This is a genomic window from Streptococcus infantis, from assembly GCF_000960085.1.
Classification (GTDB): domain Bacteria; phylum Bacillota; class Bacilli; order Lactobacillales; family Streptococcaceae; genus Streptococcus; species Streptococcus infantis_C.
Genome location: NZ_JYGT01000010.1, coordinates 138831 through 165202 on the forward strand (window position 1 = coordinate 138831; position 26372 = coordinate 165202).

Below are 26372 nucleotides of genomic sequence, written 5' to 3' on the forward strand. Positions count from 1 at the left end.
ATGAAAATTGGGCTGAATGTTATTAAGAATTTGAAATCATAAGAATTCGGTGAGCACACCTTACAGTGCAACTCGTGAAGCGAGTAAGAGCGATAGGACAAGTTCCTATAATTGAGGTGGCACCGCGCATCGACGTCCTCACACAAGTTTTTTGTGTGAGGACTTTTTCTATGGGGAGGCAATTTTATGGAAATTAAGCGATGGCGACGCTTGGTAGAGTTATATTGAAAGTGAAATGAACATTACTAAGTTTAAGAAAAATAAGGAGAAATAGATATGAATAAACGTTTAATTGGTATTATCGTAGCATTAGCAGTTGTAGTTGGAGGAAGCTTGGTCTACTCTAACTTAACAAAACAAGAAACTAAAACAGAGACAGCTAACAAGACAGCTAAAGTTGGTGTTTTACAATTCGTCAGCCATCCATCACTTGATTTGATTTACCAAGGTATCCAAGATGGACTTGCTGAAGAAGGCTATAAAGGTGACCAAGTTAAAATCGACTTTATGAACTCTGAAGGTGACCAAAGTAAGGTTGCGACAATGAGTAAACAATTGGTAGCAAACGGAAATGATGTCGTTGTCGGAATCGCAACACCTGCTGCTCAAGGTCTTGCAAGTGCAACAAAAGATCTTCCTGTTATCATGGCTGCTATCACAGACCCAATTGGTGCTAACCTTGTACAAAACTTGGAAAAACCAGGCGGGAACATCACTGGTGTATCTGACCACAACCCTGCTGAACAACAAGTTGAATTAATTAAAGCTTTGACACCTGATGTTAAAACAATCGGAGCTCTCTACTCAAGTAGTGAAGATAACTCTAAATCTCAAGTTGAAGAGTTCAAAACTTACGCTGAAAAAGCTGGTTTGAAAGTAGAAACTTTTGCAGTTCCATCAACTAACGAAATTGCTTCTACAGTAAACGTCATGACTGGAAAAGTAGATGCAATCTGGGTTCCAATTGACAACACAATCGCATCTGCGTTCTCAACTGTAGTATCAAGTAACCAAACAGCTAAAAAACCAATCTATCCAAGTGCAACTGCAATGGTAGAAGCCGGTGGTTTGGCATCAGTCGTTGTGGACCAACACGATCTTGGTGTTGCTACTGGTAAGATGATTGCCAAAGTCTTGAAGGGTGAAAAACCTGCAGATACACCAGTTAATGTCTTCTCAACCGGTAAATCAGTGATCAACAAAAAAGTTGCTCAAGAACTTGGAATTACTATTCCTGAATCAGTTATCAAAGAAGCTGGTCAAGTAATCGAATAAGAATGTAGGAGGAGTTGGAGACATCTCCTCCAATTTTTAGAATAAAGGAAACGAATCAAACATGCTAATATCTATTATTTCACAGGGATTGGTCTGGGCTATCCTAGGTTTGGGAATCTTTATGACCTTTCGAATCCTGAACTTTCCAGATATGACAACTGAGGGTTCCTTCCCTTTGGGAGGAGCAGTAGCAGTTACTCTCATTACCCAAGGGGTTAATCCTTTTCTTGCGACTTTAGCAGCTGTAGGAGCGGGTTGTCTTGCTGGTTTAACAGCGGGTCTTCTTTATACGAAAGGGAAGATTCCAACCCTTTTATCAGGAATTTTGGTCATGACTTCTTGTCATTCTATCATGCTCATGATTATGGGACGGGCTAACCTTGGACTCTTAAACACCAAGCAAATCCAAGATGTTCTTCCTTTCTCATCTGAGATTAATCAATTACTGACAGGTTTGATTTTTGTGACTTTGGTCATTTTACTCATGCTTTTCTTCCTAGATACTAAACTTGGACAGGCCTATATCGCTACAGGAGATAATCCAGATATGGCTCGTAGTTTTGGTATCAATACAGGACGCATGGAGCTTATGGGTTTGGTCTTGTCAAACGGTGTTATTGCACTTGCTGGTGCCCTTATCGCTCAACAAGAAGGCTATGCCGATGTCTCTCGTGGTATCGGTGTTATCGTTGTTGGTCTTGCCAGCTTGATTATCGGTGAAGTCCTCTTCAAGAGTCTTACCCTAGCAGAGCGTTTAGTTACTATTGTTGTTGGTTCCATCAGTTATCAATTCTTGGTATGGGGGGTTATTGCTCTCGGCTTTAACACTAGCTACCTCCGTTTGTACAGTGCTCTTATCCTGGCAACTTGCTTGGTAATTCCAACCCTTAAGGATAAATACTTGAAAGGAGTCAAATTAAGCAAATGACAGCAATTGTAGAATTAAAAAATGCCACAAAAATTGTGAAAAATGGCTTCGACGAGGAAAAAATTATCCTAAACGATGTTTCACTTGAAATTTATGAACATGACTTCATCACAATATTGGGTGGAAATGGAGCAGGGAAGTCAACCCTCTTTAATAGCATTGCGGGAACTCTACCCTTGACAAGTGGTAGCATTCGTATCATGGGTGAAGATGTAACTCATTTTAGCCCTGAGAAACGTGCTAAGTATCTCTCTCGTGTTTTCCAAGATCCTAAGATGGGAACTGCACCTCGTATGACCGTTGCAGAAAACCTTTTGATTGCTAAGTTTCGTGGAGAAAAACGTGGTTTATTTCCAAGAAAACTCTCAGCCTATAAAGAAGAATTTCAAGCAACCATTGAGAAGGTTGGCAATGGTCTAGAGAAGCATTTGGATACTCCGATTGAATTTTTATCAGGTGGACAAAGACAGGCTTTAAGTCTCTTAATGGCAACACTAAAACGTCCAGAACTACTTTTGTTAGATGAACATACAGCTGCCCTTGACCCTAAAACAAGTGTTGCCTTGATGGAATTGACAAATGACTTTGTCAACAAGGACCATCTAACTGCTTTGATGATTACTCACCATATGGAAGATGCTCTCAAGTATGGAAATCGCTTGATTGTTATGAAAGATGGACAAATCATCCAAGATTTGAATAAGGATGAAAAAGCTAAAATGAAGATTTCTGATTATTATCAACTGTTTGATTAAGAATTCACATTAACTATAAGCTTAGAGGTAGTATTTACCTCTAAGTTTTTTGTTTTTGAAACGAATAGAAAATTTTAGCTATGATTTTTATTTTCAAGGTTATTTGCTTTTAAATAAAATTTTACTTTAAAAAAGTTTATAATCTATGAAATAGAAGTATGTAAAGGGGATGAAATGGTTTACTTTTTTTCAGAAATAAAGTATACTATATAAAGTAAACTGTGATAAAATGGAGGTATTGTCTATGGTTGACAAGAGAGTCATCGAAGAAATCAAAAACAATACCAATATTGTCGAAATCATAGGAGAAGTAATTTCCTTACAAAAATCTGGACGGAACTTTTTAGGGCTCTGTCCTTTTCATGGTGAAAAGACCCCTTCCTTTAACGTAGTTGAAGATAAGCAGTTTTACCACTGTTTTGGTTGTGGCCGTTCTGGAGATGTCTTTAAATTTATTGAAGAATATCAACAAGTAACCTTTGCCGATGCAGTAAGGATTTTAGGTGAGCGTCTTGGGATGCATCTTGAAACTCCTGTACACAATACTGCTCAACATACGTCCCCTCATCAAAATCTTTATGAGATGCATGATAAGGCTGCACGCTTTTATCATGCTATTCTCATGACAACAAAAATGGGTGAGGAAGCAAGAAACTATCTCTATAAACGTGGTTTGACCGATGATGTCATTAAGCATTTTATGATTGGTTTAGCCCCTGCTGAACGTTCTTATCTCTACCAACGTTTAGCTGATGATTATAGCGAAAAGGACTTGCTGGATTCAGGTCTGTTTTATCTTTCCGAGAGTAATCAATTCTTTGATACCTTCCATAACCGGATTATATTTCCACTCTTTAACGATCAAGGTAAGGTAATTGCTTTTTCTGGTCGTGTTTGGCAAGAGACGGATTCTCAAACTGCCAAGTATAAAAATAGTCGCGCGACGGCAATTTTTAATAAGAGTTACGAATTATATCATTTGGATAGGGTAAAAAAAGGGTCTGGTAAGGCTCCTGAAATTTATCTGATGGAAGGTTTTATGGATGTCATTGCAGCCTACCGTGCTGGTATTGAAAATGCTGTAGCTTCCATGGGAACAGCCTTGACTGCTGAACACGTTGAACATCTCAAACGCTTTACAAAAAAAGTGATTATCACTTATGATGGTGACAAGGCAGGACAAGCAGCAACCGCTAAAGCTCTAGAGGAACTTGGGGATTTACCAGTTCAAATTGTTCAAATTCCCGATGCAATGGACCCTGATGAGTATTTACAAAAGAATTCTCCAGAGGATTTGGCTTATCTTTTATCCAATACTCGAATCAGTCCGATTGAGTTTTATATCCATCATTACAAACCTAGTAATAGTGAAAATCTCCAAGCACAGATTGATTTTATCGAGAAAATTGCACCTCTTATCGTCAAAGAACCTTCTATCACAGCTCAGAATACCTATATTCATTTACTGACTGATCATTTACCATCTTTTGATTATCAACAAGTAGAGCACATTATTAATGAAAGTCGTGTTAGACAGAGACAAGAAAAGGTTAAGCAAGTCGTTAATCCGACACCAATTACTATGTCGGTTTCTAAACAACTGACAGCAGTTATGAGGGCTGAAGCGCATATTCTTTACCGTATGATGGAACATCCTTTGGTGCTCAATGATTATCGCTTGAGAGATGATTTTGTATTTGAAACACCTGAGTTTCAAACCTTGTATGGTCTGCTGATTGATAATGGATCAATCACTTCGGAAGATTTGGCTAACCAGACTAGAGAAGTGGAAAATGCTTGGTATCAGGTGTTAGCCTTGGATTTACCTTCTGAAATGTCTCCGGAAGAGTTAAAAGAAGTGGAAGAGTCGAGAAATCGTGCTCTGTTGAATCAACAAAATTTGCAAATCAAAAAGAAGGTTCAGGAAGCTAGTCATGTAGGTGATACTGATACCGCTTTAGAAGAGCTTGAACGCTTAATTGCCCAAAAAAGAAGAATGGAGTAAGAATGGCAAAAAAACAAAAAGAAGTAACAACTTTTGATGTCCAAGTCGCTGAGTTTATTCGTAATCATAAGAAAACTGGTACTGCGACAGATGACGAAATCAACAATGTCCTTGTAATCCCTTTTGCTCTTGATGTTGAAGGAATTGAAAATCTGTTGCAACGTATTCAAGATGCTGGGATTGCAATCACGGATAACGAAGGAAATCCAAGTGAACGTGTTCTAAGTACAGAAGAAGAACCAGAACTCAGTGATGAGGATTTAATTGGTTCAACATCTGCTAAGGTTAATGATCCTGTTCGTATGTACTTGAAGGAAATTGGTGTCGTGCCTCTTCTTACTAACGAAGAAGAAAAAGAGTTGGCACTTGCTGTTGAAGCAGGTGATGTTGAAGCTAAGCAACGTCTAGCAGAAGCTAACCTTCGTTTGGTTGTGTCTATCGCGAAACGCTACGTTGGACGTGGAATGCAATTCCTTGACTTAATCCAAGAAGGTAACATGGGGCTTATGAAAGCCGTTGATAAATTTGACTACTCTAAAGGGTTCAAATTCTCAACTTATGCAACTTGGTGGATCCGTCAGGCTATTACCCGTGCCATTGCTGACCAAGCACGTACCATCCGTATCCCAGTTCACATGGTAGAAACCATCAACAAGCTTGTTCGTGAACAACGTAATCTTCTTCAAGAGTTGGGACAAGACCCTACTCCTGAACAAATTGCAGAACGTATGGATATGACACCTGATAAGGTTCGTGAAATCCTTAAGATTGCACAAGAACCAGTTTCTCTAGAAACGCCTATTGGTGAAGAAGATGATAGCCATCTTGGTGACTTTATCGAAGATGAAGTGATTGAAAATCCAGTTGACTACACAACTCGTATCGTTTTGCGCGAACAGTTAGATGAAGTTTTGGATACTCTTACAGATCGTGAAGAAAATGTTCTTCGTCTTCGTTTTGGTCTTGATGATGGTAAAATGCGTACTCTAGAAGATGTGGGTAAAGTCTTTAACGTCACTCGTGAGCGTATTCGTCAGATTGAGGCAAAAGCTTTGAGAAAACTTCGCCAGCCAAGTCGTAGCAAACCGCTTCGTGACTTCATTGAAGATTAAGACAGAGGAGACTGAATATGGCTTACACTGAAGAGCAAATTGAAAACATCAAAACACGGATTTTGACAGCTTTAGAAGAAGTTATCGACCCAGAATTAGGAATCGATATCGTTAACCTAGGTCTGATTTATGAGATTCGTTTTGATGGTGATACAGGAGATACAGAGATCGATATGACTTTGACAACTATGGGTTGTCCTTTGGCAGATCTCTTAACAGATCAAATCTACGATGCAATGACAGATGTACCAGAGGTTACCAACGTTGAAGTTAAATTAGTTTGGTATCCAGCTTGGACGGTTGAAAAAATGAGTCGCTATGCGCGCATTGCTTTAGGAATTAAATAGAAAAAAATAAAAAAGAGAAATAGTATAATTGTTAGGAATTTTCTTAGCTTTTATGCTATCTCTCTTTTAATTTGCTGATTTTATTTCAAGAAAATGATATAATGGATAGTATGGAAAAAGAGAAATTACGCATCAATATGCTGAGTTCAAGTGAAAAGGTAGCAGGTCAAGGTGTTTCTGGAGCTTACCGTGAACTTGTGCAACTTTTGAAACGTGATGCGAAAGACCAACTAATTGTAACGGAGAATCTTCCTGTAGAAGCTGATGTTACTCATTTTCATACAATCGATCTTCCTTATTATTTGTCAACATTCCAAAAGAAGCGTTCTGGTCGTAGAATAGGTTATGTCCACTTCTTGCCGGATACCTTAGAAGGTAGCTTGAAGATACCATTCTTCCTAAAAGGAATCGTGAAACGATACGTATTTTCCTTTTATGACCGTATGGAACATTTGGTTGTGGTCAATCCTACTTTCATCGAAGATTTGGTTGCAGCTGGGATTCCCCGTGAAAAAGTAACCTATATCCCTAACTTTGTTAATAAGGAAAAATGGCATCCACTTCCTGCAGAAGAAGTAAGTAAACTTCGACATGACATGGGGTTGAGTGAAAATCAATTCGTAGTAGTAGGAGCTGGGCAGGTTCAAAAGCGTAAGGGAATTGATGATTTCATTTCACTTGCTGAAGAGTTACCAGATATTACCTTTATTTGGGCTGGTGGCTTCTCTTTTGGTGGGATCACGGATGGTTATGAGCGTTATAAAAAAATCATGGATAATCCTCCAGAAAATTTAATTTTCCCTGGGATTGTTGCGCCAGAACGGATGAGAGAACTCTATGCTTTAGCAGATTTGTTCTTACTTCCTAGTTATAACGAGCTCTTTCCAATGACCATTCTAGAAGCTGCAAGTTGTGAAGCACCCATTATGCTTCGAGATTTGGATCTTTATAAGGTTATTCTAGAAGGAAATTATCGTCCAACCACTGATGTGGAAGAAATGAAAGAAGCTATTTTGGAATACAGAGCGCATCCAGAAGCACTAAAAGAATTAAAAGAGGGGGCTAAGGCTATTTCAAAAGAATACTCAGAAGAGCATCTCTTAGAAATCTGGCTTAAATTCTATCGGGAGCAAGCAGCTTTAGGAAAAAAATGAGGTAGTATATGCGAATTGGATTATTTACAGATACTTATTTCCCACAGGTCTCGGGTGTTGCGACCAGTATTCGAACCTTAAAAACTGAGCTTGAGAAGCAAGGGCATGCAGTCTTTATCTTTACGACAACTGATAAGGATGTCAATCGCTATGAAGACTGGCAGATTATCCGTATTCCAAGTGTTCCTTTCTTTGCCTTTAAAGATCGTCGTTTCGCTTACCGTGGATTTACAAAAGCTCTTGAGATTGCTAAGCAATACAAACTTGATATTATTCATACGCAAACTGAGTTTTCTCTAGGTTTGTTAGGAATATGGATTGCACGAGAATTGAAAATTCCAGTTATTCATACCTATCATACCCAGTATGAGGATTATGTCCATTATATTGCTAAGGGGATGTTGATTCGTCCAGGTATGGTTAAGTTCCTTGTCCGTGGTTTCCTTCATGACGTTGATGGGGTTATTTGCCCAAGTGAAATCGTGCGAGACCTTCTATCAGATTATAAGGTCAAAGTTGAAAAGCGTGTTATTCCTACAGGGATTGAACTTGCCAAATTTGAACGCCCTGAGATTGGTCCCGAACACATTAGTGACTTACGGGATAAACTAGGGATCCAACAAGATGAAAAGATGCTTCTAAGTCTTTCTCGTGTTTCGTACGAGAAGAACATTCAAGCAGTTCTAGCAGCTTTACCAGATGTCCTAAAAGAAGAACCAAATATTAAACTGGTTGTAGCTGGAGATGGACCTTATTTAGACAACCTTAAGGAGCAAGCAGAAGATTTAAAAATTCAAGATTCTGTTATCTTTACAGGTATGATTCCGCCAAATGAGACGGCACTCTTTTATAAGGCAGCTGATTTCTTCATATCGGCTTCTACAAGTGAGACTCAGGGATTAACTTATCTTGAAAGTTTAGCTAGTAAGACACCTGTTATTGCCCATGGTAATCCTTATTTGGATAATCTCATCAGTGATAAAATGTTCGGAACCCTTTATTATGAGGAAAGGGACTTGGCAGGAGCGATTCTTGAAGCCTTACTTGTTACACCGTCAATGGATGAAAAACACTTGGCTGAAAAATTATATGAAATTTCTGCTGAGAATTTTGCTAGAAGAGTCCATGAATTTTATCTAGACGTTATTATTTCAAATAATTTTGCTAAAGAAATAGGGGCTGACGAACCTGTTACAAAACGTATTTTAAAGACAGTCTTCTATATCCCGCAACAGGCTGTTACTATGCCAGTTAAAGGTTCGAAGCGTATGCTTAAGGCATCTAGAAAACAATTAAGAAATTTAAGAAAATATATAAATGATTAATCGAATCAAAGAAAGGAAATAAAAATATGAAAAAGAAATTTATGAGAAGTGGTAGAGATCAAAAAATCGGTGGTGTATGCGCTGGTTTAGCTAATTATTTTGATATCGACCCTACAATCGTACGTGTTATTTGGGGAGTTTTAGCTTTCTGTTATGGTGCTGGACTTATTGCTTACTTAATCTTGTGGGCAATCGCTCCTGTATCAGATGAATATTAAGAACAGAGTATTATAGTAAAGGAGAAAACATGGCATTCGGTGATAATGGTAAACGTAAAAAAACATTCTTTGAAAAACTTACAATGTTTGTAGTATTAGTAATGTTATTTGTAACATTGGCAGGTATCTTTGCTACTGCCATTGGTGTATTTAGCAGATTCTAAAAAGTTAATCATTTTATTGTTTGGCAATAAGTTGGGTGACTGGGATTTCCCAGCCCTTTTTGAAGTGAGAAGAGAATATGAGTATGTTTTTAGATACAGCCAAGATTAAAGTAAAGGCTGGTAATGGTGGCGATGGCATGGTTGCTTTTCGTCGTGAAAAATACGTCCCTAATGGTGGACCATGGGGCGGTGATGGAGGACGTGGTGGTAACGTTGTTTTCGTTGTAGACGAAGGTTTACGTACCCTTATGGACTTCCGTTACAATCGTCATTTCAAAGCCCAATCTGGCGAGAAGGGAATGACCAAAGGGATGCACGGTAGAGGGGCAGAAGACTTAATTGTCCGTGTACCTCAAGGGACAACTGTGCGTGATGCCGAGACTGGAAAAGTCATCACCGATTTGATTGAGAATGGTCAAGAGTTTATTGTAGCTCATGGTGGACGTGGTGGACGTGGAAATATCCGTTTTGCAACACCAAAAAATCCTGCACCAGAAATCTCAGAAAATGGAGAACCAGGTCAGGAACGTGAATTACAGTTAGAACTTAAAATTCTTGCGGATGTTGGCTTAGTTGGCTTCCCATCTGTCGGTAAATCAACACTCCTTAGCGTGATTACCTCTGCTAAGCCAAAAATTGGTGCCTACCACTTTACGACAATTGTTCCAAATCTTGGTATGGTTCGTACCCAGTCCGGTGAATCCTTTGCCGTTGCAGACCTTCCTGGATTGATTGAAGGTGCTAGCCAAGGTGTTGGACTAGGAACTCAGTTCTTGCGTCATATCGAACGTACTCGTGTTATCCTGCATATCATTGATATGTCCGCTAGTGAAGGACGTGATCCTTACGAGGATTATCTAGCGATTAATAAGGAACTTGAATCTTATAATCTTCGTCTGATGGAGCGTCCGCAAATCATTGTTGCCAACAAGATGGATATGCCAGAGAGTCAGGAAAACCTTGAAGAGTTCAAGAAAAAATTGGCTGCTAATTATGATGAATCTGAAGAATTACCGCCAATCTTCCCAATCTCAGGTTTGACCAAGCAAGGTCTTGCACCTTTATTAGATGCAACGGCAGAACTTCTTGATAAGACGCCAGAATTTCCAATTTACGATGAATCTGAAATGGAAGAAGAAGCATATTATGGCTTTGATGAAGAAGAAAAACCATTTGAGATTAGTCGTGACGATGACGCAACATGGGTTCTTTCAGGTGAAAAACTCATGAAACTCTTTAATATGACTAACTTTGACCGTGATGAGTCTGTCATGAAGTTTGCTCGTCAGTTGCGTGGTATGGGTGTTGATGAAGCTCTTCGTGCTCGTGGTGCTAAGGACGGCGACCTTGTCCGTATTGGAAAATTTGAGTTTGAATTTGTAGACTAGGAGATAGCTATGGGTGATAAACCAATATCTTTCCGAGATGCTGACGGAAATTTTGTTTCTGCAGCAGACGTCTGGAATGAAAAGAAATTAGAGGAACTTTTTAATCGCCTCAATCCCAATCGTTCATTGAGACTTGCGAGAATGAAGAAACAAGCCGAAGAAAAAAATAAGAATAAAAAGAACCCGTGATATTCGTATCACGGGTTTTCTGGTTTACTAACTATTTTTGATATGGGATTTCGAGACTAGACTGTGCAAGGTCGACAGTCAAGTGATAGTCTGTATTGTCACGTACAGTAATCTCAAAGTCTGTAGTATAAAGAACGAGACGTACTGTATCGCCTTCTTTTAGTTTGTAAATAGTTGGTTGTAGCTCAAATTGGAATTCCATCCATTCATCTGGCTTAACTTCCTCAATTTTCAGTAAATCATGACGATTTTGAAGATTGATATAGCCTTTTGTAACGACACGCTGAGCATTTGGAGCAAATGGAAGTTCACAAAGATTTTCAAGCATGTGGTAACGACCGTTATCGATTGTACGAACGGACAAGACTCCTGGATACGGTTGTAGATATTTCTTTTGACCAAGTTCAAGAAGTTGAGCAGAAAGTAAGCCTTTGTTTGTACTTGACTTGAGACGAAGATTTAGTTTAACACGTCCATTAAGATGAAGGTCTTCCGTCACTGGAAGGTCAATTGTAATCTGATTGACCTTACCTTGATACAATTCATTATTAAAGGTTTGGTAAGTTTTTCCAAATCGTTCAAAATCAGAGTCTTCATAGTGGTTTTGAATGACAGCTTCTTCAGTACCTAATGTGAAAGTTTTGTGGTTGGTTTGATTTCCAAAATCTTCAAGAGTTACCCAGGTTTGTGGACTGGTGTTATCTTGCCAAACGACTCTTGGAAGTTGGTAGTCAGTTTCTTGACCCAATAATTTCTGTGTCAAAAGGGCATTCATGGATTCACGGAAATCAATAGACTGCCAGTTGTTCATATAAACATGGGCGCCGTTATGGTAAAAGAGATGTTTTTTAATATTGCTTGGAAGAGTATTGAACATTTGATAGACATGAAGTGGTTTTACATTCCAGTCTTGTGAACCGTGAGTAAAGACAACTTCAGCCTTAACCTTTTGGGCATTGAGTAGGTAGTTTCTGTCATGCCAAAATTGGTTATAATCGCCCGTTTTACGGTCTAGATTTTTCTTGAGTTCTTCTATAGACTCTTTATGAGCCTCGTTTCCACGAATAAAGTCACCAGCTAAGAGATTACGAGAATAAGTTAATTCATCTAATGAATCAAAGTCCTCTCCAGGATAGCCGCCTGGGCTTGTCACAAGACCATTTTCACGGTAATAGTTGTACCATGATGAGATACCTGCTTCAGCAATAATGACTTCTAAACCATCAACTCCTGTAGTAGCAAGACCATTAGACATTGTTCCTAGGTAAGAAAGTCCAGTAGTTGCTACTTTACCATTTGACCAGTCAGCTTTGACTTGACGTTTACGACTATGATCTGTAAAGGCACGGCAACGACCATTGAGCCAATCGATAACATTTTTATAAGCTTCGACTTGTCGGTAGTCGCCATTGGTCATTTGACCTTGAGAATCCTTGGTACCAAGACCTGATACATAGATATTTGCAAATCCTCTTGGAAGGAAGTAGTCATTAAGTGTGTAGCTGCTATTGATATGAGTGAGTTTTTCTTCAGCATCAGAAACGAGTGCTGCGTCACCAACTGGTTCAACCAAGTCTAGGGTTGGCTTATCTAGCGTAATTTTATGTGGTTCCTTGACTTCTAGCACAGCTTCCATTTTGTAAAGAGCTTTATCGCTTGCTTTATCATTGGTTCCTTGATGGTAAGGACTTGCCGTCATAACAGATGGGATCTTCCCATTGTATGCTGGACGAATAATGTTTACCTTAATGAGATCAGGCAGACCATCCTTGTCAGAGTCAACGCGAGTTTCTACATAAACAACTTCACGAATGACATTGTTTGCAGAGAAGGTTGCCAAACTCTTACCATTGAAGTAGTGGTAGTTATTGTCCTCAGGAATAAGACCATCACTCACCAAATGGTCAATCAAGGTATTTCCCTTTTTAGTGCGCGTGTTAAGGAGTTGATAGAGATTATCAATCAAATTTCCGTAAACAATTGGGAATGCTGTATCTTCATGAAAATCAATACTATCTTCAAAGTCTACTAAGTAACTGAATCCAAGTAACTGGAATGCTACAGTATAGAAAATCTCTGCAGTTAATTCACGTTCTGAATTGAAGAAAGTGAGAAGATCAGTCTCCTTATCAACTGCTAAAGCGGAAAGTGGATAGTCGGTATTTTTGTAATTGAAAAAACAAGTTCTAACAAAAGCTTCAAACTGTTCTTTATTTGAAGCTGATAGATCAAGTTTAAAGCCAAGATCAGATAATTCCTTTAGTGCTTGTTGATTTGTAACGGGATAATAACTAAATTGATTAAAACGCATTGATATCTCCTTTAAAGATTCATTCAAAAGTCATTATATCAAAAAAATATGGAAAATAACAGAAACAGTTGATAGATATGTGATAGGCGAGTGAAAAGAATCATATGTGGCTAGTATAAAGCCTTATTTCCATTTTTTGAGTATCTTATAAGGATATGCTATACTAGATATATGTTAGATTTGGAGAAATATGGCGTATCCATGTGGGAAGAAGATAAAATTCGCTCTTTTCGCAAAAAGTTATTAGCTTGGTATGATGAAAATAAGCGAGATTTACCTTGGAGAAGAAGCAAGAATCCTTACCATATTTGGGTATCTGAAATTATGTTGCAGCAAACAAGAGTTGATACTGTCATTCCCTATTACGAGCGTTTCCTAGAATGGTTTCCGACTGTAGAGAGTTTAGCAATCGCACCTGAAGAACGTTTATTAAAAGCATGGGAAGGACTTGGTTATTATTCTCGTGTTCGCAATATGCAAACAGCAGCTCAGCAGATTATGAATGAATTTAACGGAGAGTTTCCTTCAACTTACGAAGGTATTTCAAGTTTGAAGGGGATTGGTCCTTATACGTCTGGCGCTATTGCAAGCATTGCCTTTAACCTTCCACAACCTGCAGTTGATGGGAATGTCATGCGAGTTTTGGCTCGTCTATTTGAAGTCAATCACGACATTGGCAATCCAAGCAATCGTAAAATATTTCAAGCTATGATGGAAATTTTGATTGATCCTGATCGTCCAGGTGATTTTAACCAAGCTTTGATGGATTTAGGTTCTGATATCGAATCACCAGTTAATCCTAGACCAGAAGATAGTCCTGTTAAAGAATTTAGCGCTGCCTATAAACATGGAACTATGGATCGCTATCCCGTTAAAGCACCAAAGAAAAAGCCGGTTCCTATTTATCTCAATGCTTTAGTGGTACAAAATAGTAAAGGACAGTTTTTACTAGAGAAAAATGAAAGTGAAAAGTTGCTTGCTGGATTTTGGCATTTCCCCTTGATTGAGGTAGAGGGATTTTCAAAAGACGAAGAATTAAATCTCTTTAGTCAAGTGGCTGAATCATTCCAGCAGATCGGTCCTTCACCTCAAGAAAGCTTTGAGCAGGATTATGATTTAGAGGTTGACTGGCAGGATACCCATTTTGAAGAAGTGAAACATGTCTTTAGCCATCGAAAGTGGCATGTACGAATTCTAGCGGGGCAAGTAGTTGAGAGAAAAGAATATAGCGACAAAGAAGTTGTTTGGTTAACTCCAGATGAGTTTGACCTCTATCCACTAGCAAAACCTCAGCAAAAGATTTGGCAAGAGTATTCAAAAAGATGCTGACAACACTAGTCTTTCGTGTCTTCTTTGCATTTTTTTGGTATAATTAATACAAGGAAAAAAGGTGACTATATGAAAAAAATATTGATTGTAGATGATGAAAAACCAATCTCAGATATTATTAAGTTTAATATGACCAAGGAAGGCTATGAAGTTGTTACAGCCTTTAATGGACGTGAAGCGATTGAACTGTTTGAAGCTGAAAAACCTGATATTATTATTTTGGATTTGATGCTTCCAGAAATTGATGGTCTTGAAGTGGCTAAAACGATTCGAAAGACAAGTAGTGTTCCAATTATCATGCTTTCAGCAAAAGATAGTGAGTTTGATAAGGTTATTGGCCTTGAGCTTGGCGCGGATGATTATGTGACTAAGCCATTTTCAAATCGTGAGCTACAGGCGCGTGTTAAAGCTTTACTCCGTCGTACGGAGTTAGTAGCAGTGGATAACCAAGAGGAAGATGCTAAGTTACAAAGCCTTCAAATTGGTGATTTAGAGATTCTTCCAGATGCTTATGTGGCAAAAAAATATGGGGAAGAATTAGACTTAACCCACAGAGAGTTTGAATTGTTGCATCACTTAGCTTCTCATCTTGGTCAAGTTATTACCCGCGAACATCTCCTTGAGACGGTTTGGGGCTATGATTATTTCGGTGACGTTCGTACAGTCGATGTCACTATTAGACGTCTACGTGAGAAGATTGAAGACACACCAAGTAGACCTGAATATATCTTAACTCGTCGTGGTGTGGGTTATTATATGAGAAATAATGATTGATATAATTAAACAAACAATTTTAACCAGAGATTTCGTCTTTGTACTCATTTTAATTGGTTTTATCATGCTTGTGAGCTTTCTCTTGCTTGAAGGCCGAAGAGATAATATTCGTCTTAAACAGTTAAATCAAAAGGTTAAAGATTTAATTGCTGGGGATTATTCTCAGGTGTTGGATATGCAAGGAAATACTGAAATCACTAATATCACGAATAACTTAAATGATTTGTCTGAAGTTATTCGTCTAACTCAAGAAAACCTTGAGCAGGAAAGTAAAAGATTGCATAGTATCCTATCATACATGACTGATGGGGTTCTTGCAACAAATCGTCGTGGTCAAATCACTATGATTAACGATATGGCTAAAAGACAACTTGGAGTTGAAAGTGATGACGCGCTCAATCAAAATATTTTAGAGTTGCTCAAGATTGAAGATGAGTACGAGCTTAGAGACTTAATTACGCAAAGTCCTGAAATGATGATTTATTCCCAAAATGTAAATGGGGAGTATATTAGTTTGCGTGTGCGTTTTGCCTTGATTCGTAGAGAATCCGGCTTTATCTCTGGTTTGGTAGCAGTTCTACATGATACGACTGAACAAGAGAAGGAAGAACGCGAGAGAAGGCTTTTCGTTTCCAACGTTAGTCATGAATTGCGAACTCCATTGACCAGTGTAAAATCTTACCTAGAGGCCTTGGATGAGGGTGCATTATATGAACCTGTTGCTCCTGATTTTATCAAAGTATCTTTAGTTGAGACCAACCGTATGATGCGAATGGTGACAGATCTCTTACATCTATCTCGTATTGATAATGCAACTAGTCATTTAGATGTTGAATTGATTAACTTTACAGCTTTCATTACTTTTATCCTAAATCGTTTCGACAAGATACGAGCCCAGGATGAGGAAAAGAAATACGAGTTAGTTCGAGATTATCCGATTACATCGGTCTGGATTGAAATTGATACAGACAAGATGACTCAGGTAATAGATAATATTCTCAACAATGCCATCAAGTATTCTCCTGATGGTGGGAAAATTACGGTTAGCATGAAAACAACTGATGACCAGATGATTTTATCTATTTCGGACCAAGGGCTTGGAATTCCTAAAGAAGATTTACCGAAGATTTTTGACCGTTTTTACAGGGTTGATAAGGCTAGAAGTCGTGCCCAAGGTGGTACTGGTTTGGGTCTTGCGATAGCAAAAGAAATCATCAAACAACACAATGGATTTATCTGGGCCAAGAGTGAATATGGCAAGGGCTCTACTTTTACTATCGTACTTCCATACGATAAGGATGCCGTGAAAGAAGAGATTTGGGAGGATGAACTAGAAGACTAGAATGAGTGATATCGGTTTTAAATATAGTATTTTAGCATCGGGTTCCAGTGGAAATTCTTTCTATTTGGAAACACCAAAAAAGAAAATTTTAGTAGATGCCGGCTTATCCGGTAAAAAAATCACAAGTTTATTAGGTGAAATCAATCGTAAACCAGAAGATTTGGATGCGATATTAATCACGCATGAACACACGGATCACATACATGGCGTTGGAGTTTTAGCGCGTAAATATGGCATGGACCTCTATGCCAATGAGAAAACTTGGCAAGCTATGGAAAATAGTAAGTACTTAGGTAAAGTTGATTCTTCTCAAAAGCATATTTTTGAAATGGGAAAAACTAAAACCTTTGGTGATATTGATATCGAGAGTTTTGGAGTTAGTCACGATGCAGCCGCTCCCCAGTTTTATCGCTTTATGAAGGACGATAAAAGTTTTGTCATGCTGACAGATACAGGTTATGTCAGTGATCGTATGGCTGGTATTGTTGAAAATTCAGATGGCTATCTCATTGAGTCCAATCATGATGTAGAGATACTCCGAGCTGGATCTTATGCTTGGCGACTCAAACAACGGATTCTGTCCGATCTTGGTCATCTCTCAAACGAGGATGGAGCGGATGCCATGATTCGCACACTTGGGAATCGTACCAAGAAGATTTACCTAGGACATTTGTCTAAGGAGAATAATATCAAGGAACTGGCCCACATGACCATGGTCAACCAGCTAGCTCAAGCAGACCTGGGAGTAGGAGTAGACTTTCAAGTTTACGATACTTCACCAGACACTGCAACACCATTGACGGAGATATAGCAAGGAACGCCGAGAGGTGTTCTTTTTATCTTGACTGAGCTCTTAAAAAGTAATACAATAGTGTTACCAATAGTTATAGGAGAAGAAACATGACGACTATTACATTAAAAGTTTCCGAAGCAGATAAAACATTTATGAAAGCAATGGCTAAGTTTGAAGGAGTTTCTCTCTCAGAGTTGATACGGACAAAAACTTTAGAAGCTTTAGAGGATGAATATGATGCTCGTGTAGCAGATTTAGCTTATCAAGAGTATTTAGAAGATTTGGAAAAAGGGCTTAAACCCATTACTTGGAAAGAAATGATGCATGATCTAGGCCTGGAGGAAGATTAACTTGTATAAGCTAGTTCCAACAAGACGATTTATTAAACAACTAAAGAAATTAGATCGTTATACACAAATATTAATTACAAAGTATCTAGAAAATAACGTTTTAGAGGATCCAAGACGGCATGGGAAAGCTTTGGTGGGGAATCGAGGTGGTCAATGGAGGTACCGGATTGGTAATTATCGAGTTATTGTGCAAATTGTAGATGATGAACTGATAGTCTCTACTCTGGAAGTTGGTCATCGTAGAGATATTTATTAGAAATCCCATTAAACTATTTTATTTAATTTTTATAACAAGAGGAGTTTACAGATTGCAGAACAAGTGGAAGATAAAGGCATATTACGATACTAGTATTATAATATTAGCTTTAATATCAGTTGTTTTAGTCATACTTGGTTTTACAGATTTAATTGATCTTGAGAAACCTCCATACAGTATTGTAGACTTAGTCATATGGATTGTTTTTCTTGTCGATTATATTTGGAGATTTAGTATTTCCAAAAGTAAATGGTCATTTATTATAAACAACATTTTTGACTTGCTTGCAATTCTGCCTTTGAATGCTATTTTTACAGTTTTTCGTTTGGGGAGGATCTTCCGTCTTGCACGCTTAACAAAGTTAGTAAAACTAACTCGGTTATTAAGAATTATAGGTCTTACTGGCAAATTAGAGAAAAAGCTAAAAATTTTTCTAAGAACAAATGGATTAATTTACATTCTGTATGTCAATTTTTTTATCGTTCTAGTTGGTAGTTCAATCTTATCAGTTGTTGAAGAGAAGTCATTTTCTGATAGTGTATGGTGGTCACTTGTTACAGTTACAACTGTTGGATATGGGGATATTGTACCGAGTAGCCTATTTGGGAAATGGCTAGCTGTATTATTGATGCTAGTTGGAATTGGAACAATAGGAATGCTAACAAGTTCTTTAACTAATTTTTTTGTTAAGGATGAATCTAAAACTCAAATAAATCTTGATAAACTTTATAAGGAAATTGAGAATCAAAGACAATTAATAGAATCACAAGATAAGAAGCTTGAAGAGTTGAATCAGATGGTTAAAGAATTGCTGAAAAAATGTTAGCAAACAAATAGTTTTTCAACAGTCTATAAAATCAAAAAACGCATAATATCAGGAGTTCATAAACCTTGATATTATGCGTTTTAACATGAAATAAATTATTGGATTATCTCCTAAAATTCAATCTAAACTAAATTTCTTACAAACCAGCAAATTCTTTGATTTCTTGTGCAGACATAGAAGAATCACAACGAACCTTGATTTCTCCATTAGTAACATGTACAAATCCAGGTACTGTAGGGATTTCATAACGTGAGCGGAAGTCTTGCAATGCATCGAGCTGGCTTGGTTCTTCGCTGTTGATGAAGTAGATGTGTGCTTTTGTTTCGGCAACGACACCAGCTAAAGTTCCGGCAAATTTACGGCAGTAAGGACAAGTTTTACGGCCGATAAAGAAAGTTGCAGTTTCTTTTTTTTCAAGGGCTTCTTGCGCACGAGCTACAGTTGTAACTTCGAGATCTTTAATATCTTCTAAGAATTGTTCCATGAGTTTACCTCGCTTTCATTGATAAATCTAGTATGCCATAAAGTTTTTAAAAATGCTTAGATTTGATACGAAAAAAGATGAGATAGTCTATCTCATCTTTTTAAGTTGTTATTTTACAAAAGCGTTGATTTCAGCTTCAATATTTGCAATTTTAGTTTGTGAATCTTCATTGCTTTCACCAACCACTGCAATATAGAATTTAATTTTTGGTTCAGTACCTGAAGGACGAACAGCAATCCAAGAGCCATCTGCAAGAGTGTATTTCAAGACATCGCTTGGAGGAGTTGTCAAGGCTGTTACAGTGCCATCTGCAGCAGTAGATGTTTGAGCTTTAAAGTCTTCAACGACAGTGATTGTTGTTGCATTCCATTCTTTTGGAGCATTGTTGCGGAATTTAGCCATAATTGCTTTGATTTGTTCAGCACCGTCAACACCAGAAAGAGTAACAGAGATTGTCTTTTCAGCATAGTATCCGTACTCTTTGTAGATTTCTTCGATACCGTCAGCAAGTGTCAAACCGCGTGAACGGTAGTAAGCAGCAAGTTCAGCAACAACAAGAACAGCTTGAATCGCATCTTTATCACGTACGAATGGTTTAATCAAGTAACCGAAGCTTTCTTCAAATCCCATCATGTATGTGTGATTGTGTTTTTCTTCGAATTCTTGAATCTTTTCGGCGATAAATTTGAAACCAGTCAAGACGTTGAACATAGTTGCGCCGTAGCTTTCAGCAATCTTAGTTACCAAGTCAGTTGATACGATAGATTTGCAAAGAGCTGCATTCTCTGGAAGTGTCCCAGCATTTTTGTGGGCTTCTAAGATGTACTTAGCCATGATAGCACCGATTTGGTTACCTGAAAGGTTGAGGTAGCTACCGTCTTTTTGAAGAACTTCAACACCGACACGGTCAGCGTCAGGGTCAGTTGCAACAAGAACATCAGCTCCAACTTGACGACCAAGCTCCTCAGCAAGGGCAAAGGCTGCTTGACTTTCAGGGTTTGGAGATTTAACAGTAGAGAAATCTGGATCTGGTGTTGCTTGAGCTTCAACAACCTGAACAGAGTCAAATCCTGCTTGAGCAAGAGCACGACGAGCCAACATTTCACCAGTACCATGAAGAGGAGTATAGACAATCTTCATATCTTTACCAAACTCTTCAATCAAGGCAGGGTTGATATTTACGTCTTTAACTTCTTTGAGGTATTCGGTGTCGACTGCTTCGCCAATAACTTCAATCAAACCAGAGGCTTTTTCTGCTTCTACATTAGCAACTTCAACAGCAAATGGATTTTCGATAGCACGGATGTAGGTAGTCAAAGCGTCCGCATCATGTGGAGGCATTTGGCCACCATCTTCACCATAAACCTTGTAACCATTAAATGGAGCAGGGTTGTGACTGGCAGTAATCATGATACCTGCGAAGCAGTTAAGGTGACGAACAGCAAATGAAAGTTCTGGAGTTGGACGGAGACTTTCAAAGACATAAGATTTAATACCGTGTTTTGCAAGAACAGCTGCAGATTCAAAGGCAAATTCTGGAGAGAAGTGACGGCTATCGTAAGCAATAGCTACACCACGTTCTTTTTCGTTCCCACCTTTAGATTCGATCAAACGAGCCAAACCTTCAGTTGCTTGACGGACTACATAGATGTTAATACGGTTTGTACCTGCACCAATCAATCCTCGCATACCAGCTGTACCGAATTCAAGATTAGTATAGAAGGCGTCTTCCTTTGTTTTTTCATCCATATTTTCTAAATCTTGACGAAGGTAGTCAGGAAGTTCTGCAAAATCTACCCATTTTTGGTAATTTTCTTGATAAGTCATAGGAAATCTCCTTTATTATATATTCTAATCGGCTTCATTATACCATGAAATGAAGTTTTAGTAAAACGTTAGCATAAGTTTCTGATAAGTTGTAAAATGTAGCTTAGGAACAAGCCTTGAACGGCTTAAAGAAACATGCTATACTAACTGTATGATTATTTTACAAGCAAATAAAATCGAACGCTCTTTTGCAGGAGAGGTTCTTTTTGATAATATAAACCTACAAGTAGATGAAAGAGACCGTATTGCCCTCGTTGGGAAAAATGCAGCAGGTAAGTCTACCCTTTTAAAAATCTTGGTTGGAGAAGAAGAGCCAACCTCTGGTGAGATCAATAAGAAAAAGGATATTTCTTTATCTTATCTAGCCCAGGATAGCCGTTTTGAGTCAGAAAATACTATCTATGACGAGATGTTGCACGTTTTTGATGACTTACGAACTACTGAGAAACAGCTTCGTCAGATGGAGCTCGAGATGGGTGAAAAGACCGGTACAGATTTAGAAAAACTTATGTCTGATTATGATCGCTTGTCTGAGAATTTTCGTCAGGCAGGAGGATTTACCTATGAGGCAGATATTCGTGCTATTCTAAATGGTTTTAAGTTTGATGAATCCATGTGGCAGATGACGATTGCCGAGCTTTCTGGCGGTCAAAATACTCGTTTGGCTCTAGCCAAAATGCTCCTTGAAAAACCGAACCTCTTGGTTTTGGACGAGCCAACCAACCACCTAGATATTGAAACCATTGCCTGGTTAGAAAACTATTTAGTTAATTATAGTGGTGCCTTGATTATCGTCAGTCATGACCGTTATTTCCTCGATAAGGTTGCAACTATAACACTTGACTTAACCAAACATTCCTTAGATAGATATGTAGGAAACTACACTAGCTTTGTGGAGCAGAAGGAGCAAAAACTCGCAACTGAAGCCAAAAACTACGAAAAGCAACAGAAGGAAATTGCTGCCTTAGAAGACTTTGTCAATCGGAATCTTGTTCGAGCATCGACAACCAAACGAGCGCAATCCCGACGCAAGCAACTGGAGAAAATGGAGAGATTGGACAAGCCTGAAGCTGGCAAGAAATCAGCTAATATGACCTTCCATTCTGATAGAGTATCTGGTAATGTCGTTTTGACGGTGGAGAATGCTGCTATTGGCTATGATGGTGAAATATTGTCAGAGCCTATCAATCTTGACCTTCGTAAGATGAATGCCGTTGCAGTAGTAGGTCCAAATGGTATTGGAAAGACAACCTTTATTAAGTCTATTGTAGACCAAATTCCATTTATTAAGGGGGAGAAGCGCTTTGGTGCTAATGTTGAAGTTGGTTACTATGACCAGACGCAAAGTAAGTTAACAGCAAGCAATACTGTTTTGGATGAACTCTGGAATGATTTTAGATTAACGCCAGAAGTTGAAATCCGTAATCGCCTAGGTGCCTTCCTTTTTTCTGGTGACGACGTTAAGAAATCAGTTGGCATGCTTTCAGGTGGAGAAAAAGCTCGCTTGCTCTTAGCTAAACTTTCTATGGAAAACAATAACTTTCTGATTCTCGACGAACCGACAAACCACTTAGACATCGATAGCAAGGAAGTTTTGGAAAATGCTTTGATTGACTTTGACGGTACTTTACTTTTTGTCAGCCATGACCGTTACTTTATTAATCGTGTAGCGACTCATGTGCTAGAATTGTCTGAAAATGGCTCAACCCTTTATCTGGGTGATTACGACTATTATGTCGAAAAGAAAGCAGAGCTAGTAGCTAGTCAAACGGAAGAAGCGGCAGCTGTTAAACAAGAAAAAGAAGTTTCTCCAGTTAATGATTACCAAGCTCAGAAAGAGAGTCAAAAAGAACTTCGTAAGTTAATAAGACAAATTGAAAGTCTTGAGACAGAAATCGAAGAGCTAGAAACCAAAGCACAAGACATTTCCGAACAAATGCACAGTACCAATGATGCAGATGAACTCATGCAGTTACAAGCAGAACTAGATATGATTAGCCAACGCCAGGAAGAAGCTATGCTGGAGTGGGAAGAATTGTCGGAGAAAGTTTAAAAATAAAAAAAGCAACAGGGTTGTTGCTTTTTTCGTTTATATCTATCCACCCTGAGGGAATCGAACCCCCATCTCAAGAACCGGAATCTTACGTGATATCCATTACACTAAGGGTGGAAACTTTAATTATTATATCAAAAAACAAGGTCTAACTCAAGAGTCATCTAAAACATGAATTTAAAGAATAGAAAAAGGATTTAGTATTCACTAAATCCTTTATGGAATTATTTTTTCTCAAGAAGTGCTTTGATTTCTTGAAGAACTTCCAATTCAGTTGGACCTGCAGGAGCTTCTTCAGCTTCTTTCTTACCAAGGCTTTGAGCTTTTTCAATTCCTTTAACAACAAAGAAAAGAACTGTACCAATAACGATGAAGTTAATAATAGCGCTCAAGAAGCTTCCGTAAGCAACACCATTCCATGAAAGTTCAGCGATACGGTCAACGTTCGCAGCTTTCAAAGCTGGGTTCAATAGAAGTGGAGTGATGATATCGTTAACGAATGAAGTTACGATAGCACCAAATGCAGTGGCGATGATCACACCGACAGCAAGGTCTACGACATTACCGCGGAGCAAAAATGCTTTAAGATCTTTTAACATTTTCTTTTTCCTTTCGAAATTTTTCAGACTAGATTATATCGTAAATTTATATTAAATGCAAGAAAAGTGCTTATTTTTTTTTAAATACAAAAAGCTTACTAAAAACGTAGTTGAGAACAACCATCGTAACTTGTGCAATGAAGATTTCAACTGTATTAATTGTATTAATATCATTTCCAACAAAGTAACCAATAATTTGTGGAAAGCTTGTTACAAAAATAAAAGTTAATAGAAGATCTAATAGAAAGGTTACTAGTCTTGCAGAAGTAAATTTAATTAATCGATTAAACCAATTCTTTCTTTGTTGTTTAAATACAAATGTGTCATTGGTGAAAAAAGCAAATAGAATTCCAGCAATATTACCCAAAGCAGTCGCAACTAGTTCTTGTTGTGTTAAGTAGAAGACGATAATACGGACGAATATTGATACAATTGTAGTTGCAACACCGAAAAATAAATAAGACAGAATTTCATTATCGAAGAATTTTTTTATGTATTTTTTCATAAGATTAGTATAGCATAAAGCCTTTAAATATGCTATACTAATAAAGTTGACTTGCTCAACCCTTGGTGCTTAGCTTCTTTCACCAAGCATATTATACGCGGGATAGCCGCTAAAGGAGAAAATATGAAAAAACTAACTGTCCGTGATTTGGCAGATATTGCCATTGTCGCAGCTATTTATGTGGTTTTGACAATCACACCACCACTCAATGCCATCAGCTACGGGGCTTATCAGTTTCGTATTTCTGAAATGATGAACTTCCTAGCTTTTTACAATCCTAAGTACATTATCGGTGTTACTCTTGGATGTATGATTGCTAATTTCTTCAGTTTCGGACTCATTGATGTCGCTGTAGGTGGAGGTTCGACACTTGTCTTTCTAAGTTTAGGAGTCTTGTTATTTAGCAAATACAGTAAAGACTATCTTTTTAATGGATTGATTCGTAAAGATCATTTCTTCTTTTCAATTCTATTTTCAATTTCAATGGTAACAATCGCTGCTGAATTGCATATCGTAGCAGAAGCACCATTCTTCTTTACATGGTTCACTACTGGTATTGGAGAATTTGCTTCACTCATTGTAGGTGCAATAATCATTGGTAAAATTGGTCAACGAATAGATTTGACTAGATAAAGATATCACACCAAATATTTGTGAAAAGGGCTGAACGTTGTTCAGTCTTTTTCTTTGTCCATAAAACTAGTTGCTCAATAAAAGTGGTATAATAAGGTAAAAAGGCGGTTTGATTATGATAGATTATTTTTTGATTGGGATAAAATCGATGATGAAAAGCTCGGTTTTGACTTTTGCTATTTACTTTGTGTCCTTCCTTCTTTTACTAATTCTATGGCGTCGTTATGTCATTGTGCGTCAAAGTGGTGGAAACTTTTTTGCCCCGTTTCATATTGCTAAGGGAAGATTTTATATCCATAATGCTTATGTTTTTAGAAAGCGAATTATACCACTGAATAATATTAAAAAGATTGAGGTCCATTTTATTCCAAGTGTTAAATTGAATGGAGCTAGATATTTTTTGTGTATCCAACAAAAGAGCGGAAAAGCTCTAGCCTTTTTCTTTGGCAAGTCAAAAGAGTCTGAACAATTAGTGAAGAATTTAAAAAATGAAACAAAAAAATACAATATCAAGATTCGCAGTTTTGAATGATAGCTTTTAATTTCTTTTAAATATTTCAGAAAGCCTTTCCATAAAATAAATTTTATGTTATAATATTCACAAATAAAAGTTTTAGGAGTTTATATGGTCTCATCAGAATTTATCTCAAAAATTGAATTTGCTTGTAAAAAGAAAGAAAGTCTTTATTCAAATAGCAAATTCAAGTATGCTATCCGTTCAATGTTTGCAGGTGCATTCCTTACCTTCAGTACAGCAGCAGGAGCAGTTGGTGCAGATTTGATTAATAAGATTGCACCAGGTAGCGGACGCTTCCTTTTCCCATTTGTTTTCGCTTGGGGATTGGCTTACATTGTCTTCTTAAATGCTGAATTGCTAACATCTAACATGATGTTCTTGACAGCTGGTAGCTTTTTGAAGAAAATTAGCTGGAGAAAAACAGCTGAAATTCTCTTGTATTGTACTTTCTTTAACTTAATCGGTGCCCTTATCGCTGGTTGGGGATTCGCCCATTCAGCAGCTTATGCAAATCTCACTCACGACAGTTTCATTTCTGGTGTTGTAGAAATGAAACTAGCACGTTCAAATGAATTAGTATTGCTAGAAGGTATTTTAGCGAATATCTTTGTAAATATCGCAATTCTATCATTTGTTTTGGTTAAAGATGGTGGAGCTAAACTTTGGTTGGTTCTTTCAGCCATTTACATGTTTGTATTCTTAACAAACGAACACATCGCCGCAAACTTTGCATCATTTGCTATTGTGAAATTCAGTGTTGCTGCTGATTCTATCGCAAACTTTGGTATCGGAAATATTCTTCGTCACTGGGGTGTAACCTTCATCGGTAACTTTATCGGCGGTGGTCTACTGATGGGATTGCCTTATGCCTTCTTAAACAAAAACGAAGATACATACGTAGATTAAAAGTTGG

At 37.9% G+C, this 26372-nt stretch carries 28 protein-coding genes, 1 tRNA gene, 1 riboswitch and 1 other annotated feature (1 of these 31 only partly in view); of the genes, 23 read left to right on the forward strand and 6 right to left on the reverse strand.

What is annotated here, in order from left to right:
• Positions 1-143, forward strand: a binding site (T-box leader) (it extends 73 nt beyond the left edge of the window).
• Between the two features lie 133 nt (positions 144-276).
• The 12 genes from trpX to TZ94_RS08290 all read left to right on the forward strand — a co-directional run bounded on the left by trpX (position 277) and on the right by TZ94_RS08290 (position 10860).
• The gene (gene trpX, locus TZ94_RS08235) at positions 277-1275 is read left to right on the forward strand and encodes a tryptophan ABC transporter substrate-binding protein (RefSeq protein WP_045615857.1); all 999 of its coding nucleotides are present in this window, start codon (positions 277-279) and stop codon (positions 1273-1275) included.
• 61 nt (positions 1276-1336) lie between these two features.
• Positions 1337-2203 (forward strand): ABC transporter permease, encoded by an 867-nt coding sequence (locus TZ94_RS08240; protein WP_045615858.1) that lies wholly within the window; start codon positions 1337-1339, stop codon positions 2201-2203.
• Entirely contained in the window at positions 2200-2958 is a 759-nt protein-coding gene (locus TZ94_RS08245; RefSeq protein ID WP_045615859.1) for an ABC transporter ATP-binding protein, read from the forward strand. The genes TZ94_RS08240 and TZ94_RS08245 overlap by 4 nt, the downstream gene beginning before the upstream one ends.
• Before the next feature lie 244 nt (positions 2959-3202).
• Positions 3203-4963, forward strand: coding sequence for a DNA primase (gene dnaG, locus TZ94_RS08250; protein ID WP_045615861.1), 1761 nt, complete (start codon positions 3203-3205; stop codon positions 4961-4963).
• 2 nt (positions 4964-4965) lie between these two features.
• Positions 4966-6075, forward strand: coding sequence for an RNA polymerase sigma factor RpoD (gene rpoD, locus TZ94_RS08255; protein WP_004252673.1), 1110 nt, complete (start codon positions 4966-4968; stop codon positions 6073-6075).
• Between the two features lie 17 nt (positions 6076-6092).
• Complete coding sequence (locus tag TZ94_RS08260; RefSeq protein WP_006145447.1) at positions 6093-6422, forward strand: metal-sulfur cluster assembly factor; 330 nt, start codon at positions 6093-6095, stop codon at positions 6420-6422.
• A 101-nt stretch (positions 6423-6523) separates the two neighbouring features.
• Complete coding sequence (locus tag TZ94_RS08265; RefSeq protein ID WP_052689744.1) at positions 6524-7576, forward strand: glycosyltransferase family 4 protein; 1053 nt, start codon at positions 6524-6526, stop codon at positions 7574-7576.
• Positions 7577-7584: 8 nt separating this feature from the next.
• Positions 7585-8901, forward strand: a complete 1317-nt coding sequence (locus tag TZ94_RS08270) for a glycosyltransferase family 4 protein (protein WP_045615865.1) — start codon at positions 7585-7587, stop codon at positions 8899-8901.
• Positions 8902-8927: 26 nt separating this feature from the next.
• Positions 8928-9119, forward strand: coding sequence for a PspC domain-containing protein (locus TZ94_RS08275; protein WP_052689745.1), 192 nt, complete (start codon positions 8928-8930; stop codon positions 9117-9119).
• A 29-nt stretch (positions 9120-9148) separates the two neighbouring features.
• Positions 9149-9283, forward strand: a complete 135-nt coding sequence (locus TZ94_RS09630) for a DUF4044 domain-containing protein (RefSeq protein WP_045615867.1) — start codon at positions 9149-9151, stop codon at positions 9281-9283.
• A gap of 77 nt (positions 9284-9360) precedes the next feature.
• Positions 9361-10671, forward strand: coding sequence for a GTPase ObgE (obgE, locus tag TZ94_RS08285; protein ID WP_045615869.1), 1311 nt, complete (start codon positions 9361-9363; stop codon positions 10669-10671).
• 9 nt (positions 10672-10680) lie between these two features.
• Positions 10681-10860, forward strand: coding sequence for a hypothetical protein (locus TZ94_RS08290; RefSeq protein WP_045615871.1), 180 nt, complete (start codon positions 10681-10683; stop codon positions 10858-10860).
• A gap of 31 nt (positions 10861-10891) precedes the next feature.
• Here TZ94_RS08290 and TZ94_RS08295 read toward each other — a convergent pair whose 3' ends face one another.
• Entirely contained in the window at positions 10892-13171 is a 2280-nt protein-coding gene (locus TZ94_RS08295; protein ID WP_045615873.1) for a Xaa-Pro dipeptidyl-peptidase, read from the reverse strand.
• 171 nt (positions 13172-13342) lie between these two features.
• Between TZ94_RS08295 and mutY the strand changes: the two genes are divergently transcribed.
• From mutY to TZ94_RS08330, 7 genes are all read left to right on the forward strand, one after another.
• A complete protein-coding gene (mutY, locus tag TZ94_RS08300; RefSeq protein ID WP_045615875.1) occupies positions 13343-14500 on the forward strand; it encodes an A/G-specific adenine glycosylase in 1158 nt (385 codons plus the stop codon).
• Positions 14501-14569: 69 nt separating this feature from the next.
• Positions 14570-15274, forward strand: a complete 705-nt coding sequence (gene yycF, locus TZ94_RS08305; RefSeq protein ID WP_045615876.1) for a response regulator YycF — start codon at positions 14570-14572, stop codon at positions 15272-15274.
• Positions 15267-16616 carry a cell wall metabolism sensor histidine kinase VicK gene (gene vicK / locus TZ94_RS08310; protein ID WP_045615877.1) on the forward strand — a complete coding sequence of 450 codons (1350 nt, stop codon included), beginning with the start codon at positions 15267-15269 and terminating at the stop codon, positions 16614-16616. Before yycF ends, vicK begins: the two co-directional genes overlap by 8 nt.
• A gap of 1 nt (position 16617) precedes the next feature.
• Complete coding sequence (locus TZ94_RS08315; RefSeq protein ID WP_045615879.1) at positions 16618-17427, forward strand: MBL fold metallo-hydrolase; 810 nt, start codon at positions 16618-16620, stop codon at positions 17425-17427.
• Between the two features lie 89 nt (positions 17428-17516).
• Positions 17517-17759 (forward strand): type II toxin-antitoxin system RelB family antitoxin, encoded by a 243-nt coding sequence (gene relB, locus TZ94_RS08320; RefSeq protein ID WP_045615881.1) that lies wholly within the window; start codon positions 17517-17519, stop codon positions 17757-17759.
• Between the two features lies 1 nt (position 17760).
• Entirely contained in the window at positions 17761-18015 is a 255-nt protein-coding gene (locus tag TZ94_RS08325) for a type II toxin-antitoxin system RelE family toxin (protein WP_045615883.1), read from the forward strand.
• A 52-nt stretch (positions 18016-18067) separates the two neighbouring features.
• Positions 18068-18841 carry a potassium channel family protein gene (locus TZ94_RS08330; RefSeq protein ID WP_045615884.1) on the forward strand — a complete coding sequence of 258 codons (774 nt, stop codon included), beginning with the start codon at positions 18068-18070 and terminating at the stop codon, positions 18839-18841.
• 136 nt (positions 18842-18977) lie between these two features.
• On the opposite strand, the gene TZ94_RS08335 is transcribed toward TZ94_RS08330, so the two are convergent.
• Positions 18978-19325 (reverse strand): thiol reductase thioredoxin, encoded by a 348-nt coding sequence (locus TZ94_RS08335; protein ID WP_045615886.1) that lies wholly within the window; start codon positions 19323-19325, stop codon positions 18978-18980.
• A gap of 108 nt (positions 19326-19433) precedes the next feature.
• Positions 19434-21152, reverse strand: a complete 1719-nt coding sequence (locus TZ94_RS08340) for a phospho-sugar mutase (protein ID WP_045615887.1) — start codon at positions 21150-21152, stop codon at positions 19434-19436.
• Between the two features lie 151 nt (positions 21153-21303).
• Here TZ94_RS08340 and TZ94_RS08345 point away from each other — a divergent pair, with 151 nt between their 5' ends.
• Entirely contained in the window at positions 21304-23205 is a 1902-nt protein-coding gene (locus tag TZ94_RS08345; RefSeq protein WP_045615888.1) for an ABC-F family ATP-binding cassette domain-containing protein, read from the forward strand.
• 45 nt (positions 23206-23250) lie between these two features.
• Here TZ94_RS08345 and TZ94_RS08350 read toward each other — a convergent pair.
• From TZ94_RS08350 to TZ94_RS08360, 3 genes are all read right to left on the reverse strand, one after another.
• A tRNA-Arg gene (locus TZ94_RS08350) sits at positions 23251-23322 on the reverse strand.
• Between the two features lie 107 nt (positions 23323-23429).
• A complete protein-coding gene (gene mscL, locus TZ94_RS08355) occupies positions 23430-23804 on the reverse strand; it encodes a large conductance mechanosensitive channel protein MscL (RefSeq protein ID WP_045615890.1) in 375 nt (124 codons plus the stop codon).
• A gap of 70 nt (positions 23805-23874) precedes the next feature.
• Positions 23875-24309, reverse strand: coding sequence for a GtrA family protein (locus TZ94_RS08360; RefSeq protein ID WP_045615892.1), 435 nt, complete (start codon positions 24307-24309; stop codon positions 23875-23877).
• Positions 24310-24337: 28 nt separating this feature from the next.
• Positions 24338-24435, forward strand: a riboswitch (PreQ1 riboswitch).
• Between TZ94_RS08360 and TZ94_RS08365 the strand changes: the two genes are divergently transcribed.
• The 3 genes from TZ94_RS08365 (at position 24433) to TZ94_RS08375 (ending at position 26365) form a co-directional block, all read left to right on the forward strand.
• Positions 24433-24942, forward strand: coding sequence for a QueT transporter family protein (locus TZ94_RS08365; protein WP_016465913.1), 510 nt, complete (start codon positions 24433-24435; stop codon positions 24940-24942). (Overlaps the previous riboswitch by 3 nt.)
• Before the next feature lie 115 nt (positions 24943-25057).
• Positions 25058-25474 carry a hypothetical protein gene (locus TZ94_RS08370; protein WP_045615893.1) on the forward strand — a complete coding sequence of 139 codons (417 nt, stop codon included), beginning with the start codon at positions 25058-25060 and terminating at the stop codon, positions 25472-25474.
• 93 nt (positions 25475-25567) lie between these two features.
• A complete protein-coding gene (locus TZ94_RS08375) occupies positions 25568-26365 on the forward strand; it encodes a formate/nitrite transporter family protein (protein WP_045615894.1) in 798 nt (265 codons plus the stop codon).
• The last annotated feature ends 7 nt before the right edge of the window (positions 26366-26372 follow it).

Coding starts and splice junctions, on each gene's coding strand:
- trpX (WP_045615857.1), top strand. CDS start 277: ATGAATAAACGTTTAATTGGTATTATCGTAGCATTAGCAGTTGTAGTT.
- TZ94_RS08240 (WP_045615858.1), top strand. CDS start 1,337: ATGCTAATATCTATTATTTCACAGGGATTGGTCTGGGCTATCCTAGGT.
- TZ94_RS08245 (WP_045615859.1), top strand. CDS start 2,200: ATGACAGCAATTGTAGAATTAAAAAATGCCACAAAAATTGTGAAAAAT.
- dnaG (WP_045615861.1), top strand. CDS start 3,203: ATGGTTGACAAGAGAGTCATCGAAGAAATCAAAAACAATACCAATATT.
- rpoD (WP_004252673.1), top strand. CDS start 4,966: ATGGCAAAAAAACAAAAAGAAGTAACAACTTTTGATGTCCAAGTCGCT.
- TZ94_RS08260 (WP_006145447.1), top strand. CDS start 6,093: ATGGCTTACACTGAAGAGCAAATTGAAAACATCAAAACACGGATTTTG.
- TZ94_RS08265 (WP_052689744.1), top strand. CDS start 6,524: ATGGATAGTATGGAAAAAGAGAAATTACGCATCAATATGCTGAGTTCA.
- TZ94_RS08270 (WP_045615865.1), top strand. CDS start 7,585: ATGCGAATTGGATTATTTACAGATACTTATTTCCCACAGGTCTCGGGT.
- TZ94_RS08275 (WP_052689745.1), top strand. CDS start 8,928: ATGAAAAAGAAATTTATGAGAAGTGGTAGAGATCAAAAAATCGGTGGT.
- TZ94_RS09630 (WP_045615867.1), top strand. CDS start 9,149: ATGGCATTCGGTGATAATGGTAAACGTAAAAAAACATTCTTTGAAAAA.
- obgE (WP_045615869.1), top strand. CDS start 9,361: ATGAGTATGTTTTTAGATACAGCCAAGATTAAAGTAAAGGCTGGTAAT.
- TZ94_RS08290 (WP_045615871.1), top strand. CDS start 10,681: ATGGGTGATAAACCAATATCTTTCCGAGATGCTGACGGAAATTTTGTT.
- TZ94_RS08295 (WP_045615873.1), bottom strand. CDS start 13,171: ATGCGTTTTAATCAATTTAGTTATTATCCCGTTACAAATCAACAAGCA.
- mutY (WP_045615875.1), top strand. CDS start 13,343: ATGTTAGATTTGGAGAAATATGGCGTATCCATGTGGGAAGAAGATAAA.
- yycF (WP_045615876.1), top strand. CDS start 14,570: ATGAAAAAAATATTGATTGTAGATGATGAAAAACCAATCTCAGATATT.
- vicK (WP_045615877.1), top strand. CDS start 15,267: ATGATTGATATAATTAAACAAACAATTTTAACCAGAGATTTCGTCTTT.
- TZ94_RS08315 (WP_045615879.1), top strand. CDS start 16,618: ATGAGTGATATCGGTTTTAAATATAGTATTTTAGCATCGGGTTCCAGT.
- relB (WP_045615881.1), top strand. CDS start 17,517: ATGACGACTATTACATTAAAAGTTTCCGAAGCAGATAAAACATTTATG.
- TZ94_RS08335 (WP_045615886.1), bottom strand. CDS start 19,325: ATGGAACAATTCTTAGAAGATATTAAAGATCTCGAAGTTACAACTGTA.
- TZ94_RS08340 (WP_045615887.1), bottom strand. CDS start 21,152: ATGACTTATCAAGAAAATTACCAAAAATGGGTAGATTTTGCAGAACTT.
- TZ94_RS08345 (WP_045615888.1), top strand. CDS start 21,304: ATGATTATTTTACAAGCAAATAAAATCGAACGCTCTTTTGCAGGAGAG.
- mscL (WP_045615890.1), bottom strand. CDS start 23,804: ATGTTAAAAGATCTTAAAGCATTTTTGCTCCGCGGTAATGTCGTAGAC.
- TZ94_RS08360 (WP_045615892.1), bottom strand. CDS start 24,309: ATGAAAAAATACATAAAAAAATTCTTCGATAATGAAATTCTGTCTTAT.
- TZ94_RS08365 (WP_016465913.1), top strand. CDS start 24,433: ATGAAAAAACTAACTGTCCGTGATTTGGCAGATATTGCCATTGTCGCA.
- TZ94_RS08370 (WP_045615893.1), top strand. CDS start 25,058: ATGATAGATTATTTTTTGATTGGGATAAAATCGATGATGAAAAGCTCG.
- TZ94_RS08375 (WP_045615894.1), top strand. CDS start 25,568: ATGGTCTCATCAGAATTTATCTCAAAAATTGAATTTGCTTGTAAAAAG.